Source organism: Trichocoleus sp. DQ-A3, assembly GCF_039961975.1.
Lineage (GTDB): Bacteria > Cyanobacteriota > Cyanobacteriia > Cyanobacteriales > FACHB-T130 > FACHB-T130.
Genome location: NZ_JAMPKC010000007.1, coordinates 46,236 through 66,434 on the forward strand (window position 1 = coordinate 46,236; position 20,199 = coordinate 66,434).

20 protein-coding genes are annotated in these 20,199 nt (G+C 46.6%); 12 read left to right on the top strand and 8 right to left on the bottom strand.

Going from position 1 to position 20,199, the window contains the following annotated elements; translation table 11 throughout:
• Positions 1-35 precede the first annotated feature (35 nt).
• Together NDI44_RS13540 and yidD are read right to left on the bottom strand one after the other, a co-directional pair.
• On the bottom strand, positions 36-2,159 hold the full coding sequence (locus tag NDI44_RS13540; RefSeq protein WP_190410309.1) for an ATP-binding protein: 2,124 nt from the start codon (positions 2,157-2,159) through the stop codon (positions 36-38).
• Positions 2,160-2,405 carry a membrane protein insertion efficiency factor YidD gene (yidD, locus tag NDI44_RS13545; RefSeq protein WP_190410310.1) on the bottom strand — a complete coding sequence of 82 codons (246 nt, stop codon included), beginning with the start codon at positions 2,403-2,405 and terminating at the stop codon, positions 2,160-2,162.
• Positions 2,406-2,462: 57 nt separating this feature from the next.
• Between yidD and NDI44_RS13550 the strand changes: the two genes are divergently transcribed.
• Positions 2,463-3,170 (top strand): diacylglycerol/polyprenol kinase family protein, encoded by a 708-nt coding sequence (locus NDI44_RS13550; protein WP_190410311.1) that lies wholly within the window; start codon positions 2,463-2,465, stop codon positions 3,168-3,170.
• Positions 3,171-3,319: 149 nt separating this feature from the next.
• Positions 3,320-4,012 (top strand): hypothetical protein, encoded by a 693-nt coding sequence (locus tag NDI44_RS13555; protein WP_190410312.1) that lies wholly within the window; start codon positions 3,320-3,322, stop codon positions 4,010-4,012.
• A 61-nt stretch (positions 4,013-4,073) separates the two neighbouring features.
• Here NDI44_RS13555 and NDI44_RS13560 read toward each other — a convergent pair whose 3' ends face one another.
• Positions 4,074-4,208 carry a hypothetical protein gene (locus NDI44_RS13560; RefSeq protein ID WP_277877453.1) on the bottom strand — a complete coding sequence of 45 codons (135 nt, stop codon included), beginning with the start codon at positions 4,206-4,208 and terminating at the stop codon, positions 4,074-4,076.
• 301 nt (positions 4,209-4,509) lie between these two features.
• Complete coding sequence (locus NDI44_RS13565; RefSeq protein WP_190410313.1) at positions 4,510-4,662, bottom strand: hypothetical protein; 153 nt, start codon at positions 4,660-4,662, stop codon at positions 4,510-4,512.
• Positions 4,663-5,150: 488 nt separating this feature from the next.
• On the opposite strand from NDI44_RS13565, the gene NDI44_RS13570 reads away from it, so the two are divergent.
• The 5 genes from NDI44_RS13570 (at position 5,151) to NDI44_RS13590 (ending at position 10,174) form a co-directional block, all read left to right on the top strand.
• Complete coding sequence (locus tag NDI44_RS13570; RefSeq protein ID WP_190410429.1) at positions 5,151-6,560, top strand: nicotinate phosphoribosyltransferase; 1,410 nt, start codon at positions 5,151-5,153, stop codon at positions 6,558-6,560.
• A 97-nt stretch (positions 6,561-6,657) separates the two neighbouring features.
• A complete protein-coding gene (locus NDI44_RS13575; protein WP_190410314.1) occupies positions 6,658-7,245 on the top strand; it encodes a nicotinate-nucleotide adenylyltransferase in 588 nt (195 codons plus the stop codon).
• Positions 7,218-7,964, top strand: a complete 747-nt coding sequence (locus tag NDI44_RS13580; protein WP_190410315.1) for an NUDIX domain-containing protein — start codon at positions 7,218-7,220, stop codon at positions 7,962-7,964. Before NDI44_RS13575 ends, NDI44_RS13580 begins: the two co-directional genes overlap by 28 nt.
• Before the next feature lie 137 nt (positions 7,965-8,101).
• Positions 8,102-8,425: an isochorismate lyase gene (locus NDI44_RS13585; protein ID WP_190410316.1), complete on the top strand. Its 324-nt coding sequence runs from the start codon at positions 8,102-8,104 to the stop codon at positions 8,423-8,425.
• Positions 8,426-8,482: 57 nt separating this feature from the next.
• Positions 8,483-10,174 carry an NAD+ synthase gene (locus tag NDI44_RS13590; RefSeq protein WP_190410317.1) on the top strand — a complete coding sequence of 564 codons (1,692 nt, stop codon included), beginning with the start codon at positions 8,483-8,485 and terminating at the stop codon, positions 10,172-10,174.
• A gap of 40 nt (positions 10,175-10,214) precedes the next feature.
• Here the strand turns inward: NDI44_RS13590 and NDI44_RS13595 are convergent, their stop codons facing one another.
• Positions 10,215-11,441 carry a WG repeat-containing protein gene (locus tag NDI44_RS13595; protein ID WP_190410318.1) on the bottom strand — a complete coding sequence of 409 codons (1,227 nt, stop codon included), beginning with the start codon at positions 11,439-11,441 and terminating at the stop codon, positions 10,215-10,217.
• Positions 11,442-11,700: 259 nt separating this feature from the next.
• Here NDI44_RS13595 and NDI44_RS13600 point away from each other — a divergent pair, with 259 nt between their 5' ends.
• Entirely contained in the window at positions 11,701-13,227 is a 1,527-nt protein-coding gene (locus NDI44_RS13600) for a site-2 protease family protein (RefSeq protein ID WP_190410319.1), read from the top strand.
• 244 nt (positions 13,228-13,471) lie between these two features.
• The gene (locus NDI44_RS13605) at positions 13,472-13,684 is read left to right on the top strand and encodes a hypothetical protein (RefSeq protein WP_190410320.1); all 213 of its coding nucleotides are present in this window, start codon (positions 13,472-13,474) and stop codon (positions 13,682-13,684) included.
• Positions 13,685-13,902: 218 nt separating this feature from the next.
• Here NDI44_RS13605 and NDI44_RS13610 read toward each other — a convergent pair whose 3' ends face one another.
• Positions 13,903-15,042, bottom strand: a complete 1,140-nt coding sequence (locus NDI44_RS13610; protein ID WP_190410321.1) for a GDSL-type esterase/lipase family protein — start codon at positions 15,040-15,042, stop codon at positions 13,903-13,905.
• Position 15,043: 1 nt separating this feature from the next.
• On the opposite strand from NDI44_RS13610, the gene NDI44_RS13615 reads away from it, so the two are divergent.
• Positions 15,044-15,175 carry a hypothetical protein gene (locus NDI44_RS13615; RefSeq protein ID WP_277877454.1) on the top strand — a complete coding sequence of 44 codons (132 nt, stop codon included), beginning with the start codon at positions 15,044-15,046 and terminating at the stop codon, positions 15,173-15,175.
• A gap of 146 nt (positions 15,176-15,321) precedes the next feature.
• Here the strand turns inward: NDI44_RS13615 and NDI44_RS13620 are convergent, their stop codons facing one another.
• Both NDI44_RS13620 and NDI44_RS13625 read right to left on the bottom strand, forming a co-directional pair.
• The gene (locus NDI44_RS13620) at positions 15,322-16,509 is read right to left on the bottom strand and encodes an acyl-CoA dehydrogenase family protein (protein WP_190410322.1); all 1,188 of its coding nucleotides are present in this window, start codon (positions 16,507-16,509) and stop codon (positions 15,322-15,324) included.
• A gap of 316 nt (positions 16,510-16,825) precedes the next feature.
• Complete coding sequence (locus NDI44_RS13625) at positions 16,826-17,899, bottom strand: class I SAM-dependent methyltransferase (protein WP_190410323.1); 1,074 nt, start codon at positions 17,897-17,899, stop codon at positions 16,826-16,828.
• 710 nt (positions 17,900-18,609) lie between these two features.
• Here NDI44_RS13625 and NDI44_RS13630 point away from each other — a divergent pair.
• Positions 18,610-19,131 (top strand): hypothetical protein, encoded by a 522-nt coding sequence (locus tag NDI44_RS13630; protein ID WP_190410325.1) that lies wholly within the window; start codon positions 18,610-18,612, stop codon positions 19,129-19,131.
• Positions 19,132-19,569: 438 nt separating this feature from the next.
• Positions 19,570-20,022, top strand: coding sequence for an FxLYD domain-containing protein (locus NDI44_RS13635; RefSeq protein ID WP_190410326.1), 453 nt, complete (start codon positions 19,570-19,572; stop codon positions 20,020-20,022).
• The last annotated feature ends 177 nt before the right edge of the window (positions 20,023-20,199 follow it).

Sequence of the window (20,199 nt, forward strand, 5' to 3'; positions counted from 1 at the left end):
CATTGGCTTGTCTTCAAAAAGCGACACGCTTGATATTAGTTTTCCAGTCGGTCGATTTCTTGATGCCACAAAATCTCTGTGACTCGCACAATTCCTGCTTTCAAATGACGGCCAAAGGTGCCGATAGATATATCTAATATTTCTGCGGCTCGTTCCTGCGATGGAGCGGGGTGCAGGTAGGCGCGATCCAAAGCGCGATAAAATTTGGCTTCGCGGGGCGATCGCTGTAACGATTCAACCGCTTCTTGCAACAGCGCTTGTAAGGCGGCAATTCGTTCTGCTGCACGAGTATTGGTGCCTGCACGTTCGATAACCAGATGCGATCGCGCTAAAGGATTATGTAATAGTGCCTCCGGTCGCACGAAATCCCGCAAAGCTTGATGCACCGCAGAGGCAAATTCAGATTGGCTTAAAGGGGAATTGGGAAGTGGTAATGAGGAATGGGGGATTGGTATTCCCTTCCCTTGCCTTATCTCCCCCTCTCCTGGTGGAGCGATCGCGATCGCCCAAGCTGGCAGTTCCAACAAATCATTGAATACGGGAGAAACTCGATAATTGTGTGCGGATACACCATAACGCCGTCCACCCACTTCAAAAGATGTTTCTGGCAGCAACGGCATATTGGCTGCCGTACAAAACAATTCCCAGAAATCCGGTTGAGAGATCGCTGTAAAAATAAAAGCTAAGCCGGGAGTCGTGACGCAGTGCCGAAAAATTTTGATAAAGATGAGGCTTTGAATTTGGGAAACAGCTTGATAAGTATCAGCAGCCATCCAAAAGCGGCAGAACGTAGCCTTCTCACCAAGTTGTAATGCTCCTTGCTGCTGGATATAATTCCATACCACCTGAGTAGCGGGGTCAACTTGTAAATCTTCTAAACTAGCTTCATCCAAAGCCAGCATCATCATAAAGCCTAGAGGAGTTCCCTCCTCCGACTGGCGAAACACCAACACTCCTTGAGGCTGTCGCGCCAACCAATGTGCCAAAAGCTGGGCAGAAGCTTCCCCCTCATGAGTCGTCACCATCTCCATCAGCACCGAGCGATCGCTCTCACGCAGCGTGTCGGTCAGCAAGTTGTTGTCTTGCCAGATAAAAAATTGTCGTACTTGCGGACTTTTGAAAACATAATCAAATAGGGCGCGTTCTAGTTCCAAACCCTGAGTTTGCAGGATACGTTTGCAGTAATAACCACGGGCACGACCGAACAGTTCGGCATAGCGTTCGGGATTTCGCCAGCGCAAGTCAGCGGAAATTGCTTCCCGTGCTAAGTCGTGGGGAAAGATACCTTGTAATCTCGATTCTATAAACGAAAGTCCTCGCAGCCAGTTGAACAACTCGTAAGCATCGGGAATCGCGAGAGTTTCACACAGCAGTGCTTCGGTAGTTAAACGCACTAAAGCACAAACTTCTAATGCTGCCCGATGCAACGGACTGGGGACTTCTTGCACAAATTGTTCTAATAAAGTTTTCACCACATCTGGTGCGGCTTCTGGTCGAAAATCAATATTGCCGTGCTGGGCAAAAACATCCGCAACTAGGGACATTGCCAGAGGATGACCGCGAGTAAAGTTCAAAACAGAGGAATGCTGTTCGACAGGAATCTGACGTTTTGTCAGATACGTCCGACTTTCTTCTGGATTCAGGTTATCTAAGGATATTAAACGCATCAACGCCTGCCACCCCGGATCGGCACGCCAAGCAGATGACGGGGGTTGACGACCCGCGAGAACGACGAGGGCATTTTCCGGCAACTGGGGTAAGAAAAATTCCCGCAGCCAGTCTTCTAGTGGCGTTAAGGTTTGGTAGGTATCGATCAGAAGGACACAGTGACCAGGTTGGGAAGCAAACCACTCCCAAGGCTGGTTTTGATGCCCCAGACCGATAACCATCTGGAGGGCGCTGAAAAAAGAGTCGGGTGAAGGTTCGACATTACGGGTATCCAGGTAGACGACTGGTGTTTTCGCTTGTTCGCAGATGTAGGCAAACTCGCGCAGCAAAGTCGTCTTGCCAACACCACCCGAACCATGAATATAGAGGAGATGCCAAGGTAATTGCGCCTCGTCCAGCGCCGACTGAAATAGAGTTTGTTCGCGATCGCGTCCTACAAACCGACTACGACGCAACTCCTCTAGACGATCTGATACCCGCGATGACTTCATTTACTCTTTTGTTTGTTTAACCGCCCCAGAAGCGGCGGGTGGCACCGGATCGTAACCGCCAGGATGGAAGGGATGGCAGCGCAAGATGCGCCGAATCGCCATCCAGCCGCCGCGCCAAGGGCCAAATCTCTCTACCGCCTCTAAAGCATATTTGGAACAAGTCGGCTGAAACCGACACGCTGGGGGAAAAAGGGGAGAAATTAGCACTCGGTATCCCCGAATTAGCCAAATTAGTAATATTTTCATTACTGTGCCCTGGATCTAATAGATTGGTAAGGAGAGCTTTTTTTTATAATTCAATCTTTGCGTAAATCCGTGTTGTGGTTAGAATCAATTCCGGATCTATGGCTCCACATTGGGTTAGTTGGGGCTTGCCTGGGCATTCTTGTGTTACTGGCAGAAGGGCTGCATCGCTACACTTCTACCGAACCGGAAAAGGTGCGGAAGGTGGTTCACATTGGCACGGGCAATGTGATTTTGCTTGCCTGGTGGCTGAACCTTCCCGCTTGGGTGGGGATTACGGCTTCGATTTTCGCGAGTGCAGTGGCTCTTTTGTCATACAAATTTCCGATCCTCCCAGGCATTAACAGCGTTGGGCGCAAGAGCTGGGGGACATTTTGCTATGCCCTCAGTATTGGCATTTTAATCGGTTGGTTCTGGCCTCTAAACCAACCCCAATATGCAGCACTGGGAATTTTGGTGATGACTTGGGGGGATGGCTTAGCTGCTCTCATTGGTCAACGATTTGGTAAGCATCGCTATGAATTTTGGGACATCCGTAAAAGTTGGGAAGGCTCGCTGACGATGTTCCTGGTTAGCTATGGGGTTAGTAGCTTAATTTTCCTAGGAGTCCAGGGCAATATCTGGCAAACGTGGGTAGTGCCGATTTTCGTTGCTTTCTTTGCTACTCTCTTAGAAGCTTTCTCCTGGTTCGGCATCGACAATCTGACGGTTCCTGTAGGCAGTGCCGCGATCGCTTTTTTCTTGACTCAGCTGCTTTTACTTAGCTAACACTTTTGATAACTAGCAAACAGTTAGTTTGGTTCTAATATCCGTAGAATCCCAGATTACAAATTTTCTGCTTCCATTAAGATAGTTGAAGAAGCCTACCTAGGGACAGATTCCCGCTTTATTCAATTTATCTCCAAAGATGGATGTCAATGACTTTTTTTAATCCTGCTGAACCGCTTGTCCGTAGCAAACAGGAAGCCCTTGATTTTCAGGATCGTCAGGGGCTTTTACGTATTCACTTGCAAGTTGGAAATAAAACGCTGATTTCGAGCTTTTATTCTCGAATCGATCAGGCGTTTATTGTTTGGGGTTGGATTACCGCTGCAATTTTTATCAATGCTCAGTTTTTACCTGTTAGCTGGTACGTGCAAGCGATGTTTTGGTCAGCACTTACCTTAGTCGGTACGGTGGGGATGGTGGTGTTGACTCACTTTTGGGTGAAAGTAGAACGCCTGCGCTGGCTGCTTTATAGCTGGGTTGCACTGATGTTATTCGGGATGGTGCTAACTGACTTGGGTATTTTTCTGGGTTGGGGGTTGGTGCTGATGAACCTGTGTCAGTTTTGGCTGGGTTTAAGTACCATTGGCTACTTTTTTACGGGGATGGGAATGAGATCGCGTACTTTCCTGATTAACGGGTTCGTTCATCTATTGGGCATTGGGATCTTGCCTTATGTCGGAGGCTGGCAATTTCTCACCACGGGTCTTGTCATGGCGGGGACTTTACTGCTATTGGCAGGAGTGCAGTGGGATATGCGATCGCCCATTGATTATGACGTATTAACCCCCGAACAAAAGCAGTTTAACCAGGAACAACATCAGCTACGTCAAATGAGTATTTAGAACTTTAAATAAGCTCTAACTTTTGTATTAAATTCCGTACAATTTTATAGAACGCTTGTCACTATAGAACTAGGCAATATTCGGTGCGTGAATTTTCCTCATCCACCGAATATTGCCCGACCATAGCAGGCGTTTTGCTGTTTGTCCTGCGAATTGCCCCACTTAGGAGAACGGCGTCTAGGCGGCGAGTGGTCATTCATTGCCCATTCTCAGGATATGGGCTAACCAAGCCAGTTGAGCGCCAGTTGAGCGTTAAGTAGTGGTACAGGGTTTTTGTCGTTTCCCCTGCTTTGCAGCCACCAAAGGGATGTTAAACCATCCAACAGAGCAGTCTGAGGTGACTGACACATTAAAAGACGTTCTGGCGGGACTTTTTAGCCATATCAGAAGAATAATTTTTAAAATCATTTCATAAAATTTGGTGGAGAAAGAGCCTCTTTCTCCACCAAATTTCTTATTTTTGACTCCAACAATATAGAAAAAAGTATTCAGGCTGACTACCAATCTTCTTTGCGACGTGCGCTAAACGGTTCCCCTGTAAAGGGCTGCACGCCAGTCGCAGGATACGCATCGTCACTTAGTCCAAAGATGCGAGCGATCGCGCCAGAAAAATATTGGATGATATTGTCAAACGTTCGGGTAAGACTCATATCTTTACTCTCCAGATTCCTTTGAGGATTCGATGAAATGTATATTAGCCTTTGATACTTTTATTATGAATCTGGCTCGATAATTTGAGGTAATTTGCAATACTTGTTTGATTAGGTTTGCAATACTTTGCTTAGACTTGAGTTGGCGGTCAGTTCACTTAAGATTTCTACATACTTTAAAATTTATTTAGATTTTGCACAATTAACTCTAAAAACTGATGGTGAGTGGTTAATCACTAATGAGTAACGCCGCCCCTCTCCCTTTTTCACTCTCCTGTGTCCTTCTGACATTAATTGCCCTTTTCTGTAGCTTTTAAGTCAAAATACTATTAAGAATAATGTATATAACCTAAGAATGACCTGAAGATGGCAGTACAGCTCTTTTCAACAGCCCTCTTCTTCAAGCAATCATTAAAATGCCTTGACACTATTATGGTAAATCTTACTATAATTGAAAAGCCCACTCTCTCTGGCTAGGAAGCAAGATGATGAGAACTTCCGTGGACGGACTTGTAAAGCATCCTGCTAACCTGCTTCAGGAGCCGGTTAGGGTAAAAGATCGGGAACTCGCGATCGCTTCTGAAGATTACAGTCTCTTGACCGACCTGTATCAGCTGACAATGGCAGCTTGCTACACCGGCGAAGGTTTAGATCAAACACGGGCAAGCTTTGAGCTATTTGCGCGGCGTCTACCTGCTGGCTTTGGCTATTTGATTGCGATGGGGTTGGAACAGGCGCTGGACTATCTGGAGAAATTTCGCTTCAGTCCTAGCCAGATAGTGGCTTTGCAAGCGACCGGAATTTTCGATCGGGCACCAGACCGTTTTTGGTCGCTGTTGGCAGATGCTCGGTTCACCGGTGATGTTTGGGCAGTTCCAGAGGGAACCGCCGTATTCGCTAACGAACCGCTGCTGCGGGTGGAAGCGCCGCTTTGGCAAGCTCAGCTGGTGGAAACCTACCTGCTGAATACAATTAATTATCAAACTTTAGTTGCCACACGAGCGGCGCGGATACGGGATGTCGCGGGGCCAGAAGCGACGCTGCTGGAATTTGGCACCCGGCGCGCTTTTAGCCCCCAAGCGTCTCTGTGGGCAGCCAGGGCGGCATTGGCGGCTGGATTGGACGCGACTTCTAATGTACTGGCAGCGATCAAGTTGGGTCAAAAGCCCAGCGGGACGATGGCTCATGCTTTGGTGATGGCGCTGACAGCAACTGCTGGGAGTGAGGGAGAGGCTTTTACCTCCTTCCATCGATATTTTCCGGGTGCGCCGTTGTTGATTGATACCTACGATACAGTTGCCGCTGCCCAAATGCTGGCAGAAAAGCTCGATGCAGGAGAAATGCAATTGTCTGGGGTGCGGCTAGATTCTGGCGATTTGGTAGGGTTATCCAAACAAGTGCGATCGCTCTTACCGGATGTTCCCATCTTTGCGAGTGGCGATTTGGATGAGTGGGAAATTGCCCGTTTGCAAGCAGGGGGTGCTTGCCTTGATGGTTATGGATTGGGAACTCGATTGGTTACGGGAACCCCAGTCAATGGAGTGTATAAACTGGTTGAAATTGATGGCATTCCTGTGATGAAACAGTCGAGTGGCAAGGTAACTTATCCCGGTCGCAAGCAGATTTTTCGCTGCTTTGAAGGCAATTTGATGAAAGGAGATCGATTAGGATTGGTGACGGAAAGTCCGCAGTTTGAGCAGCCTTTGTTGCAGCCGATGTTTAAGCAAGGGGAACGGGTGTTTCTACCAGAATCTTTAGCAGAAATTCGAGAACGGACTGCGATTTCGGTAGCAAGTTTACCAGCGGAGACTCGTCAGTTGGATTCGCCTGTGTCGCCGTCGGTGGAGGTTTCGGCTGCATTGTTGGAGTTGATGGAACAAACTCGTCGTTCTGGTTAAGAATTTGAGAACGAACCGCAAAGACGCCCTAGCGAAGCCATGCGCGTTAGCGCTATAGAGCGCGAAGAAAGAGGAAGTAAGAGGAATTAGGAAGATAATGAGAATTGCTTTGTTTGGTACGAGTGCTGACCCGCCAACTTCTGGGCATCAAGCGATTTTGAAATGGCTGTCGCACCACTATGATTGGGTGGCGGTTTGGGCGTCGAATAATCCGTTTAAATCGCATCAAACGCCGCTAGAACATCGCTCAACGATGCTAAGGTTGCTGATTGAGGAAATTCATCCGAGTTGCCACAATATCGGACTGTATCCGGAATTCAGCAGTCCTCGAACTCTGGAGACGGTGCAGAAGGCTAGGCAATGCTGGGGAATGTCGGCAGATTTCACCGTCGTCATTGGTTCGGATTTAGTAAACCAGATGCCGCGTTGGTATAGAGTTGAAGATTTATTGCAGCAAGTGCATCTGCTTGTGGTGCCTAGACCAGGATATGCGATAGATGACCCTGATTTAGAAGCGCTAAGACAACTAGGAGCGCAGATTGCGATCGCTGACATTAAACCACCGGCGGTTTCTTCCACAGCTTATCGTGAGAATGGCAACAGACAAGCCTTGACGACGACCGTTGAGGATTATATTCACAGAGAACGTTTATACGAATGCGAGGACGCAGCTCGAAAAAGATAGGAGATTCGGTAAAAAAACCGGCATTAGCGGATTTTAAAGTCGGAGTCGATAACGTGATTTTCTCAGTCGATACGGCGCAAAACCGGCTATTAGTTTTGTTAGTCATGCGGCAAGACGAACCTTTTTCCGATCGCTGGAGTCTGCCCGGTACTTTAGTGCGGCAAGGGGAATCTTTGGAAGATGCCGCCTATCGAATTTTGGCTGAAAAAATTCGCGTGAAAAATCTGTATCTAGAGCAGTTATACAGTTTTGGCGGGCCTGGACGAGATCCGAGAGAATGCGAAGAAAGTTACGGGGTTCGTTATCTGTCGGTCAGTTATTTTGCTTTGGTACGATTTGAAGAAGCTGAATTAATTGCCGATGGAGTGAGTGGAATTGCCTGGTATCCTTTAGAGCAAGTGCCACAATTAGCCTTTGACCACCATAAAATCTTAGAGTATGGTCATCGGCGTTTGCGAAATAAATTGGAATATAGCCCAGTCGCCTTTGAAGTGTTGCCGGAGTTGTTTACTTTGAGTGACTTGTATCAGCTTTACACGACCGTTTTAGGTGAAAATTTCTCGGATTATTCTAATTTTCGCGCCCGACTCTTGAAGCTGGGTTTTCTTTACGATACCAAAGTCAAAGTCTCGCGTGGGGCAGGGCGTCCGGCGAGTTTGTATCGATTTGATGCTGAAGCGTTTGCTCCGTTTAAGGATAAACCGTTGGTATTTATTTAAACGCAAAGGTAGCGCTGTCGCGCCGCTTCGCTAAAGCAGAGGTTCGCGCCAAAGTTCGCTAAGTTAAGAAAAAAGCAAATTCACTCTAGCTCGGTGTTATCTTTGGCGGTTAAAAAGAAATGAAAGGAAAATAAACGATGCAAGATTTAGAGGAATTTTCAAATAGCAAAGAACCCAAAGATTGCTTAAGCCTCGGAGACATTCGCCAGGAAATTGATAGGATTGATTTCCAAATTACCGCAGCTTTTGGTAAACGATTTGAATATGTAAAAGCGGCAGCAAAGTTTAAAACAGACGAAACCAGCGTGAAAGCTCCAGAAAGGGTTAAGTCGATGTTGCAGCAAAGACGCCTTTGGGCTGAAGAACAAGGCTTAAATCCAGATGTAATTGAAAAGCTATATCAAGATTTGGTTAATTATTTTATGGATGAAGAATTAAAACATTGGCAATCTAAATCCTAATTGCTGCGATTGAAAAATTAGTTTAAATAATCAGAACGACGCAGGTGATAACTGAATATGAAAATTGCGATCGCTCAACTCAACCCCACAATTGGCAACCTCACCGGCAATGCCCAACAAATTCTAGAGGCGGCAAGACAGGCAACTCAGCAAGGTGCCCGTTTGTTGCTGACGCCGGAACTCTCTTTGTGCGGCTATCCGCCACGAGATTTGCTGCTGAATCCCGGCTTCGTCGAGTCTATGGCAAGGGTGTTGCAGCAGCTAGCAGAGGATTTGCCACCCAATTTAGCGGTGTTGGTGGGTACGGTAGACCCAAATCCGGAAGCGCACGCCGCTGGAGGTAAACCGTTATTTAATAGTATTGCCTGCTTAGAACAGGGCAAAATACAGCAAATTTTTCACAAGCGACTGTTGCCCAGCTACGATGTTTTTGACGAATATCGATATTTTGAACCGGGACTTCAGCCAAATTCTTTTACGCTCGATAATCTTCGCATTGGCGTCACAATCTGCGAAGATTTGTGGAACGATGAGGAATTTTGGGGAAAGCGTAGCTATGCAGTGAATCCGATTGCTGACTTAGCTCAATTGGGTGTAGATTTGGTGGTGAATTTGTCAGCTTCTCCCTACAGTGTTGGCAAGCATCACTTGCGAGAAGCAATGTTGCGTCATAGTACTGTCCGTTACCGCCAACCAAGCATTTATATCAATCAGGTTGGGGGAAATGATGATTTAATTTTTGATGGAAGCAGTTTCGCTTTGAATCACGCCGGGGAAGTCGTGTGTCGTGCCCTTCGTTTTGAGACGGATTTGGTACTGCTGGAATTTGATGAGGAACAGCGGGATTTGATCTCCCCTTCAGTAACCGAGGATAACGGGGAAGTCGCACCGCTTGCAGCGAGTGAAGATGAAGAAATTTGGGCAGCATTGGTGTTGGGAGTGCGAGACTATGCCCGCAAGTGTGGCTTTTCCAAAGTTACGCTTGGCTTGAGTGGTGGAGTAGATTCGGCGTTGGTAGCAGCGATCGCATCCGCCGCTTTAGGGGCAGAAAATGTATTCGGCGTCCTGATGCCTTCGCCCTACAGTTCCGATCATTCTGTAGAAGATGCGCTGAAATTAGCCCAAAAGCTGGGGATTCCCACTCAAACCCTAGCGATTGGGCAGCTAATGCAGGGTTACGACCAAACGTTAGAACCTCTGTTTGCTGGAACAGCTTTTGGGCTTGCGGAAGAGAATATTCAATCGCGGATTCGGGGCAATTTATTGATGGCGATCGCGAACAAGTTTGGCTATCTCCTCCTTTCTACGGGTAACAAGTCAGAAATGGCGGTTGGTTACTGTACGCTTTATGGCGATATGAATGGGGGATTAGCGGTGATTGCTGATGTGCCGAAAACTCGCGTTTATTCTCTATGCAATTGGCTGAATCGTAACGGTGAAATTATTCCGACGAATATCCTCACGAAACCGCCAAGTGCCGAACTAAAACCCGGTCAAGTCGATCAAGATTCTCTACCCTCTTATGACATTCTGGATGATATTTTGCAGCGGTTAATTCACGAACATCAATCAACCGCTCAAATTATCGAAGCTGGTCACGATCCAGTCGTTGTCAATAAAGTGATGCAATTAGTGGCGCGTGCTGAATTTAAGCGGCGACAAGCACCGCCTGGACTGAAAATTACCGATCGGGCTTTTGGCACCGGCTGGCGAATGCCGATTGCGAGTCGTTGGAGTGCGATCGCATAACGCGGGGCTTATTTTTGAGAAACGGCAATCTTGGCTCATTTTATCGGCTGATATAGCCCCACTGATTGCCAATTTTTACGGGTGCCAGCCCTTCTTGAAAGGAACCAGCCGCATCAAATTGTGGCTGAATAACTGTTTTGCCAGTTTTGTCCATATATCCATACTTCCCGCCAATTTCTACCGCGATTAGTCCTTCGGAAAAACCACCGCGATCGCGTACTTCATTAAACTGCGGCGGAATCACAATTTTTCCGGTTTTGTCCATATAGCCATATTTACCACCGGTGGAGATGAGTGCCACTCCATCCTCAAAACTGCCCGCATAATGAGACTGCGGCGGGAGAATTAACTTCCCAGTTTTATTGATATAGCCAGTCTTTTTGTCAACTGTTACTGCTGCTAGGTTTTCGTTTGGGTAAAAGGGAGAAGCATACTCAAATTGCGCCTGGATGACAAACTTCCCAGTTTTGTCAATATAACCCCAACACTGAGGAATTTTACTGCCCATTGCTACGGGTGCTAGCCCTTGGGAAAAACCATCATTTATCCCATCGAATTGTAGCTTGATGACTAGATTGCCAGTTGTGTCAATAAAGCCTATCTTTAACTTATTATCAAATACCGCTGCCCGCCCTTCTTTAAAGGGATAAGCTTGTTTATACTGCGGTTTAATAACTATCTTGCCCGTCTTATCAATATAGCCTTCTTGATTACCAATTCTGACAGATGCCAACCCTTCTGAAAAGTTATGAGCAGCGGCAAACTGCGGTTTAATAACCAGATTGCGATTCGTGTCAATATAACCCCACTTACCGCCAATACTGGTTGGTGCAAGTCCTTCGGAAAATTGTAAAACTTGCTCAAATGGTGGATTGATAACCACCATTTTTCCAGTCTTATCAATATAGCCGAACTGATTGCCAATTTTGGCGGCTGCCATTCCTTGTTCAAATTTTTCAGCAAAATCAAACTGCGGCTTAATGACAATATTGCCAGTCTTATCGATATAACCTTTTTTTCCATTAACCGTGACGACTGCCAGCCCTTCTGAGAAGTTTTCAGCACCCTCAAATTGTGGCTTGATGACGCGATCGCCTGTTTTGTCATTTTGGGGCGCTAAAGACGGTGAAGAAGCTTGAGAGGATTGCTGGGTGGATTTTAGGGAACTGACACAGGCGGTAAGAGGAACGATGCCCAAGGCGATCGCGATTAATCCCAGTCTAATTAACTGACTAAAATTCTTATCTTCTAACTTTTTAAATAGCATAGGGTTTCTAGTAGGTAAATATTGGCGTTAATCTCAACCAAATTTATTTGACATTTATTTGGCATTCAAGAAATTTAAGCTGGGTTCAGCTCGCTCGAATATTGCACTGTATTTAGGGTGGTGTGGAGATGGCTGGATGAATCCCTAGCAGAGATTGAAATCATTTCCCGACCGAGAGCCAAGAGTAACCTTGAATCCTTATCAGAAATTGAAATACAGTAGACTGGTTGGCTATAGCTGCTACGGCTCCTCATCAAAAATGTTTACTGGATCGGAAACTACGGCGACAGTTTTAATTGTGCTGGTGGCTTTAGGCATCCTGGGTTGGGGCTTCTACCGTGCCAAGTCATTCGGCAAACTCGGCATCTTAGCTTGGTTGCAGTCAGTGGTGTTGATGTCTCCCTGGCTGTTGTTTTTTGGATTGTTCGCGGCGGGGATTTATCTCAACCTGGTGAGCATCTTGTTTATGTTGATAGCCTCCGCTGGGTTGTACATCTTCATCGGAAATAAACTGCGAGCAGCCGGTCAGGATGCCATACTGCGGGAGCGGGTCTTGAAAATGGTGCAAGAATCCAACCCGATAGAAGATACTGCTGAGGAAAATGGGGGAGAGACAGCGGCGGCGACGCCAAAAGAGGCGACCAATCCCGTCTCCCAAGAAGTGGTTCCCATTCCAGATGAAGACTTGAAAAACATCCAAGGAATTTTTGGCATTGATACCTTCTTTGCCACCGAAAGCATTCCTTATCAGGAAGGAGCCATCTTCAAGGGAAATCTGCGGGGAGAACCTGCGGCGGTTCATTCCCGCTTGTCTGCGAGTTTGCACGAGAGATTGGGCGATCGCTATCGGCTATTTTTAGTAGAAAATCCGGAAGAGAAGCCGGTGGTGATTGTTCTCCCCAGCAGCAACGATCCGAAACCAGCAACCTTACCTCAGAACATCTTGGCAGGCGTCCTCGTCGTGGCGACCATTGCCGCTAGCTTAGAGACGGCGGGAATTTTCCTCGGCTTTGATTTCTTCAGCAACCCAAGCCGCTTTGGAGAAGTTCTGCCCATCAGTGCCGGAATCTGGGTGATTTTAGTGACTCACGAACTCGGTCACTGGTTCCTAGCTCGTCGTCACAATATTCGCCTAAGTTTTCCTTTTTTCATCCCATCCGCACAGATTGGCTCGTTTGGGGCGATTACTCGGTTTGAATCGCTATTACCCAATCGCACAGTGCTGTTTGATATCGCTTTAGCTGGCCCTGCTGCTGGTGGCATTGTTTCCCTATTGATGCTAATCGTCGGTTTAATTCTTTCCCACGAAGGCAGTCTATTTAAGGTGCCATCGGAGTTTTTCCAGGGATCAATTTTGGTGGGTACTCTAGCACGGGTTGTCCTTGGTTCTAGTCTTCAGCAAACCCTGGTTGATGTCCACCCGCTGACGATTATCGGTTGGCTGGGTTTGGTGGTAACAGCGTTCAATTTGATGCCAGCGGGAATGCTCGATGGGGGTCGAATTGTCCAGGCAATCTACGGACGCCAAATCGCTCGACGCGCTACCGTCGCCACGTTAATTTTGCTGGGAATTATCTCTCTGGTGAATCCGACGAATCCTTTGCTGCTGTACTGGGCGATTGTAATTCTGTTCTTGCAACGGGGTCTAGAACGCCCTAGCTTGAATGAGATTTCCGAACCCGATGATGCGCGAGCTGCTTTGGGGCTGTTGGCTCTGTTTTTAACAGTGGCAACTCTCCTCCCTCTCACTCCAGGCTTAGCAGGACGCTTGGGCATTGGGGGATAGGCATTGGGAATGAGCGAATGGGGAATTGGGAATTGGGAATGGGGGAATATTCTCTCCTCACCTATTCCCTGTCTCCCACTCAGTCCTATCTGGAGGAATGCAAAGAAGTTTAAACAGTCCTAGAGGGGATTTAACATTTCTTAAAGATTTTCCCTAAAAACGATTAAACTTCATTGCAAAATTAGAAGAGACTAGGAACGGTGTGATAACTTCGTTAAGGTTGACAAACGGCTGAGAGATAACGATGGAGAACACAATAAACGTGCCTTTACAGCAATCCTCAACTCCTTCATTTCGTGAAGATTTTAGTGAGTACGTGGCGCATCTACAGCTTCACATGGCGTTACAAGCGCGCAACCTAGTTCCCACTCTCACCAAGGCTGTTGATAGCCGCGAGCAGCTATTGCAGCAAACTCAGGCGGATATTGAAAAGCTAATTTCTCGTCAAGGCATCTAATTCGGCTAATTTTGATTGATTGGCTGATAAATTGATAGCCGCGCAATTATTTCTAACAATTTTTTGAAACTCCACTGAACTTAGTTTGACAATCAGAGCTTTATCGCTCTGATTTTTTTATGGATTGAATTGCTAAGTAGAGGCATGGCAGGCATGATAGGTATGCCTTTAGGGGCGTGTTTGTGCCATGCCCCTACAAAACGTAAATTTTTTACCAGTTAATTTAATCCAGATAGATCAGAGAGACGCGATCGCTTTACTGAGTTGTCAGCACGCACATTATTCCGATTGAGTGCAATTACCGATTCTGCCTGTTGGAGTGCCGATTGCCAAACTTCATATCCTCGACCGCTCAAATGTAGCCCATCCGTCGTTAAGTCCAGACGCAAATTTCCTTCAACATCGCTAAAGCGAGAGTGAATATCTAGATAGCCTGCACCCTGTTGTTGAGCAAGGATAGCAAGTTGTTGGTTAAGGTTACGAATTCGACGGTTTGGGATGGTGTTGATCCGGGTGGGAAGAATGGATTGCACAATGACTGAGCTGCGAGGATGCTCTTGTCGTAAGCGGCGAACAATTTGGCGAAGATTATCGAGAATTGTTTCATCCGTTGCACCTTGGCGCAAATCGTTGATGCCAGCTAAAACGTAAATAACATCGGGACGAGTTTGGGAAAAAGCAGACAATCTTTTCAAGATGCCACGGGAATTATCCCCAGAAATTCCCTGATTCAGCCACAAACTCCCCCCAGGAAGACGTTCTTGGGGAAACCACAATGAGAGAGAATCTCCCACTAATACGGAAAGACGGTTGGAACCTTGACCTTGAGAAACTGCTCTCGCTTCCTTTGCCAGTAGGCGTTTCCACTGTTCATAGCTAGGTTTTTGTAAAGCCAGTGCTTTAGTACCTGCTTGGTTCGCCCAGTATGACTGAAAGCTATCAACAGGTAGACGAGTATAAATCTTGCCTGCTTTCAGAGCAGCTAATCTTTGGTAAAAAAGTTGACTGCCAGATGCCGGTTTTGTCGTTGCTGTATCCGGTTTCAGCTTCGCTTGTAGGGAGGGTTTCAGTTCTGTCGCGGCTTGAGCTGCTGTCGGTGCTAAGGCTGTAGTAATGGTTAGTGTGTCAGTCCCCTGGAAAGGATTAGTCTGCGAAATCAACTGCTGGCTAAATTCCGGAGAGGTGATTTCAATGGTCGGGACGATTTTCTGAGCCACCAGTGGCTCAAAGGTACTCGACTCACTGGAATGCCATAACGCTAACAGGTTGTCAGGCTGTGGAGGTAGCACGGGTGGGGGCGGGGCGGCTATTTGCCCGCCGCTTAACAAACTTACCGCCAACAGATAAGGATCGCCCATTGTGTCTCTACTCCTTCACTTGTGCCTTCCTTTCCCTTTGACAGGGATTATTGGTTGGAGTCAGGAATTTTTAGGAGAAGCGATCGCTTTCTGTTGGCAAGACGCAGGAGCGATCGCGTTTAAACTCCTCTAAAGTGACGGCATACACGAGTCATTTGTCAAGCGCATTCAAAAATAAGCCAAAAAAATAAGTCAAAAGTCGATTTGTGCGCCCTAGGAATCGACTTTTGACTATCTACTTGCAAGCAAGCCAGACTAGGGAATGCGATCGCATTGTGGTTACGAATACTGCGATATCATTGGCAGTTCCTGATTGAGAACCCAATTGCCAATATCCCGTAGCTTGTAGTCCACTGGGTCATGCAGGGTAAACGTCCGCAAATCGCGCCAGTAGCGGTCGAAGCCGTATTTCGCAGCAGTGGAACGAGCGCCCATGACTTCAAAGATGCGGGTGGTGATATCCAAGCCAACTTTAGTGGTAAAAGCTTTAGCAGTATAAACAGCGATCGCAACTTCACCCCGTTCCTCATGAGTGAGCGCCAGTCCCTTTTCCCACGCTTTCTGTACCTGTTGCGAAGCTTGATTGCACAGCGCGATCGCTGCCTTTAGCTCAGTCCATAGCTCACCATAGTGCTGCAAAATGTAGGGATCTTTCGATGCCCGATCGACGCCTGATGTAATCCAGGGTCGAGTCATCGTCGTCGTGTAATCCTTTGCAGCTTCCAAGGCACCTTCGGCAATTCCCAGATAGACATGGGTTTTCGCCAACTGATTCACCACGAATAGCAAGGTGGAAAAGGCACCCTCTGGAGATGGCGGTGGGCCGAGAATTTCATCCGGGTTCACCAAGACGTTGTGGAAGGTGAAACTACCGCTAGCGGTGCAGCGTTGTCCCATATTGTCCCAGTCGTTGTTGTAGACAATGCCTTCTCGATCCTTGGGAAGGATAAAGGCAATCGGATGATCGACCCCGTCTTGCACGGCGGCGAATACACGAATATCCGCTGCTGCCACTCCGGTGCCAAAGCTCTTAGTTCCATTTACCCGGAAGCGATCGCCTTCTGGCTCAATTTTGAGGCGAGTGTCCCGCGTGTTAAATGCATTGCCCCAAAACAAGTGATTCTGGGCAGTGGCTCGATAGTAGCGTTCTGCTTGAGCAGGGGTGCCGCTTACCTGACCCACCACTGATAAGATTAGCTGATTGCAGTAGAGTTGCCCCGTAGAACCATCTGCTTTAGCAATTTCCTGAAGAACCTTGTAAGCTTCTACCCAGGTTGCGCCAATACCGCCATATTCTCGCGGTACAACCAGAGGTAACAGTCCTGCTTCTCGGAGTCGTCGTACTTCTTCATGGGGGATACCTGCTTGGCGATCGCGCTCAACGGCACTCGCTGCCAATTCTTGGGAGAGAGCAGACGCGATCGCTGCATAATCTTTCAATTCGATGCGGTTTAGTAATGTAGTCATGGTTTTTTCTCCTTTTTACTTGTCTTTTGTAGTAGATAATTTCTGAACTGGTTGCGAGGCTTGATTTAAAACAACCAGTGAAGAGAACTGTTTCGTAGTTAGCAATAGCGAGTCACTGCTACCAGGTTTTTGATAACGCCAAGCAAATGCACAGAGTTTGCACATAGGGTTTTCTAGCTTTCAATGGTTTTCAGAATTGAAGGTTGGTGTTACATATTTTTTTAGCGATTCACTTTCTTGCCGCTACATTTGTGATTTTTTCTGTATCCCCCCAATTGATGGCAGGGATTTAATCCAGACAATTCGTAAAACGGGTTTAATTCTTCCGCACAATGTAGTAATTGTTTTGAAAATCATGAGCGAGTTGCTTGATTTCCACGCTAGTGAAACCGGCATCTTCCAGCATTTCCAATGCTTTCTCCTGACCCCACATGGCACCAAGCCCCATGCCTCCTGCCGCAAGCGATACAGTCATGCAGTGCATACAAGAAATGGTGTAAAGTAACGGCCCTGCCGGATGATCGAGATTGCCATCAACATAACCGGAGGCACGAATATCCTGCATCAAATAAATGCCATCCGGACGCAGTGCTTGGGCAATTCCTCGCAACACTAGATCGGGCTGAGCTTGGTCGTGAATTGCATCAAAGGTAGCGATGAAATCATATTTCTCTACTTCATCTAAAGTGGCAGCATCTTTTACTTGAAAGTGGATATTTGCGAGACCGAGGTGTTGGGCTTCAGTTTGCGCGATCGCGATCGCTTCTTCTGAGAAGTCGTAGCCTGTAAACCGACTATTCGGAAATTCTTTCGCCATTTTGGTGATAGCACGACCGCTACCACACCCCACATCCAGCACCTTAATTCCCGCCTTAAGTGCCTCAATCAGTCCGGGAATTAAGGGCAAAATGTGGTCATTCAGCGCCGCAACGACCGTTTGACCGCTATCTTCCGCCATCACTTGATGAAAACGCTTGAAAGCAGAATAGGGAACCCCACCACCCTTGTAAAAGCAGTCGATGATTTGCTCCTCAACACTTCCTAACAAAGGGATGTATTGGGAAAATGCCGCAATGTTGTCAGGACTGGAAGCCCGCGTTAAGAATGCGGCGTGTTCTAGAGGCAAATCGTAGGTATTCTTAGCTGGATTGTATTCCACAAAGCCACCCGTAACCATTGCTCCCAACCATTCGCGCACGTACCGCTCATTCAACCCCGCTGCGTCTGCAATCTGTTGGCTTGTAGAAGGCGGTAGTTCAGCCATCCTGTCAAATAGCCCAGTTCTGTGACCGATAGACGTCATCAGAGCGATCGCGCCACTGTTGAGAATGTTAAGCATCCGTTCGGCAAATGCTTCTGCTTTGGTTTGGTCTAGGGTAAGTGTTGTCATAAAATCCTCGTCATGATTTTCAAGTTTGAATGTGTTATTCAGAGTGCGATCGCAAAAACTTAGATTTCTGTTGCACTCTTAAGCGGAGTTAGAGGAGCTGATAGGTAGCATTCTGAAGAGAAATAGATATCAGAAAAACGGAGGGTATTCGCAGGAATTCAACCCAAGCTGTGTGTCCCTTCAGGATTTATTCGGTATCCTCTATGAATGTTTTTTGATATATGAACAAGCTATCAAGGCAAGCGTTCCGATAGCGTTCTGGAAGCGTTCGCTCCCCCAAAACCTTACACTAGGCTATGTATGCATATAACCACTGTGAAATTGATGCGATCGCGTACAGCCCTTTGGGCATGAAAACAGCGTCAGCGTAGCGAAGGCTAACACTACTAGGTAGTTGTTCGTTCGTCGTTCCTGATAACTGATTGCGGCTCGTATACACTGCTTGAGACGGTTAATACAAGACCGGAAAAATAGACTTATGCTGTTGCTTGCTGCACAATCCTAGAAAAATTTATATAGAATTTGCGAGTTACCAAAAAGATTGTTATCGGGTATCTTCGCTTTAACACGAGCGCCAGTGATTTGAGTCACAAAAATGTAAGTTTCCGATCGCATTTAATTGAACGCTTCGCGAACGCTGCTTTGAATAACTTGGTATTTAGGTGAAGCAATTCACTAATTAACAACGCAAATACCAAGGAGCAACTTCTATGATGTCCAACATAAAACGTGTAAAAGTAGCGATCGCATTTTCTGCCACTCTATTCTCCACTGCTGCCATTCCCACCGCAGCATTAGCTGGAGATAATAAAGTCTACGCTGGAAGTATGTGTCAGCCTGAGACTTCCGCTTCTAATCAGCAATTTAGTCGTGCAGCTGGACAGTTTTCAGTTCAAGGTACCACATCCATTAACCTACATTGTCCTGTTGTTCGGGACATTACATCAGGGACTGAAAATGGCAGCGCAGGGCCTCTTGCTTTTGTGCATGTATTCAGCAGAAACGCTCAGTCTACAACCCTACAGTGCGAGCTGCGGGCTAACCAGCCGAACTCTCTAAGTTTTCAATTCCAGAAATTAACAATCGCACTTAGCGGTGGTGCTACAGGTACTCCGAAGAAGCATGTGTTCAACTTCACGGGACCTGTAGCTCAAACTGCTAACGGAGCTTATGAGGTTGTTTGCTCACTACCACCAGGTACTGGAGTTGCAAGTTACTCCATTGCTGAGTAACTGGGTACATTTGCGAGTCGATTTCCAATGCTCTAATACCATTCTGTTTTTTGCTTGCAACATATAGACTTCTTAGCCCCCCAATTTATTGAGGGGCTGGGGAGATCCTTAATGTATCGCCACACAATCTAAATGGTATGGCTAGCAAACTGGTTGATTAAGGTATTGGAATTTTCTCAGCTACTCTAGCCTAGAGATTACTTTTTATTCCCTCTTTATGGCTACGGTTTAAACGCCGGACGATCCAATACTTGGTATTTGTAAAAAATGCCCAATACTCAAACTAAAAAGTTAGAACTTTGCCTTAAATACTGCCTTAAATTAAATTCGTGTTCATAGCTTAAATCTCTTGAATTTGAAACGAGTTGAAATTTGGTTGGTTATTTCAGCCTTTTCAGGCTAATAAATTTTCATTACTTATTGCCAGCTATTATCACCATGCAAAAACCAATTTATCTAACAACCTTCCTTTGGATTGCTTCAATTTTGTTCGGCAACTATCACCCCTCAAGCAATTCATGGATTCCAATTTTTCAAGCTGTGAGGGCGTCAGCTTCTGAGATTGATATGCCCTTTTGCTATATGCAGACATCGGATGGCAGAACTTTAGACCTCACCCAACTATGCGGTGAGAAACCTCAAGTCATCATCGCAGACCAAACATCTGATGGGGATATTCTGACGGGTCGCATCATCAACGAAACCCAAAAAACAGTTCATTCGATTGAAGTCACCTATAACGTTGTTGGATTAGATGGCAAGGTGATTAAAAGTAGTTCTGTCAATGCAGAACCCTCCACGCTAAATCCAGGACAAAGCGGCTCTTTCAAAGTTCACACGATTATCGGTGATGGCAAATTGAGAGCGACATCTGTTAATTGGAAAGAGTAACAAGAATGGTGGTGGGCAAATGAAACCACGCAGTTATTTAGCCTCAGCGATTGATTGGGTTGAAAACAACAATGCAGGCAAAACTCAGAAATCAGAAAATTTCTGATAGGTTGGCTCTAAAAGTAGTCAATAAGCAAGGGATAGTAAAACTAAATGGTCTGGACGCAGATATCAGCG

Excerpts from the sequence above, each read along its gene's own strand:
- NDI44_RS13540 (WP_190410309.1), bottom strand. The coding sequence starts at position 2,159 with ATGAAGTCATCGCGGGTATCAGATCGTCTAGAGGAGTTGCGTCGTAGT.
- yidD (WP_190410310.1), bottom strand. The coding sequence starts at position 2,405 with ATGAAAATATTACTAATTTGGCTAATTCGGGGATACCGAGTGCTAATT.
- NDI44_RS13555 (WP_190410312.1), top strand. The coding sequence starts at position 3,320 with ATGACTTTTTTTAATCCTGCTGAACCGCTTGTCCGTAGCAAACAGGAA.
- NDI44_RS13560 (WP_277877453.1), bottom strand. The coding sequence starts at position 4,208 with ATGACCACTCGCCGCCTAGACGCCGTTCTCCTAAGTGGGGCAATTCGC.
- NDI44_RS13565 (WP_190410313.1), bottom strand. The coding sequence starts at position 4,662 with ATGAGTCTTACCCGAACGTTTGACAATATCATCCAATATTTTTCTGGC.
- NDI44_RS13570 (WP_190410429.1), top strand. The coding sequence starts at position 5,151 with ATGAGAACTTCCGTGGACGGACTTGTAAAGCATCCTGCTAACCTGCTT.
- NDI44_RS13575 (WP_190410314.1), top strand. The coding sequence starts at position 6,658 with ATGAGAATTGCTTTGTTTGGTACGAGTGCTGACCCGCCAACTTCTGGG.
- NDI44_RS13580 (WP_190410315.1), top strand. The coding sequence starts at position 7,218 with ATGCGAGGACGCAGCTCGAAAAAGATAGGAGATTCGGTAAAAAAACCG.
- NDI44_RS13585 (WP_190410316.1), top strand. The coding sequence starts at position 8,102 with ATGCAAGATTTAGAGGAATTTTCAAATAGCAAAGAACCCAAAGATTGC.
- NDI44_RS13590 (WP_190410317.1), top strand. The coding sequence starts at position 8,483 with ATGAAAATTGCGATCGCTCAACTCAACCCCACAATTGGCAACCTCACC.
- NDI44_RS13595 (WP_190410318.1), bottom strand. The coding sequence starts at position 11,441 with ATGCTATTTAAAAAGTTAGAAGATAAGAATTTTAGTCAGTTAATTAGA.
- NDI44_RS13600 (WP_190410319.1), top strand. The coding sequence starts at position 11,701 with ATGTTTACTGGATCGGAAACTACGGCGACAGTTTTAATTGTGCTGGTG.
- NDI44_RS13605 (WP_190410320.1), top strand. The coding sequence starts at position 13,472 with ATGGAGAACACAATAAACGTGCCTTTACAGCAATCCTCAACTCCTTCA.
- NDI44_RS13610 (WP_190410321.1), bottom strand. The coding sequence starts at position 15,042 with ATGGGCGATCCTTATCTGTTGGCGGTAAGTTTGTTAAGCGGCGGGCAA.
- NDI44_RS13620 (WP_190410322.1), bottom strand. The coding sequence starts at position 16,509 with ATGACTACATTACTAAACCGCATCGAATTGAAAGATTATGCAGCGATC.
- NDI44_RS13625 (WP_190410323.1), bottom strand. The coding sequence starts at position 17,899 with ATGACAACACTTACCCTAGACCAAACCAAAGCAGAAGCATTTGCCGAA.
- NDI44_RS13630 (WP_190410325.1), top strand. The coding sequence starts at position 18,610 with ATGATGTCCAACATAAAACGTGTAAAAGTAGCGATCGCATTTTCTGCC.
- NDI44_RS13635 (WP_190410326.1), top strand. The coding sequence starts at position 19,570 with ATGCAAAAACCAATTTATCTAACAACCTTCCTTTGGATTGCTTCAATT.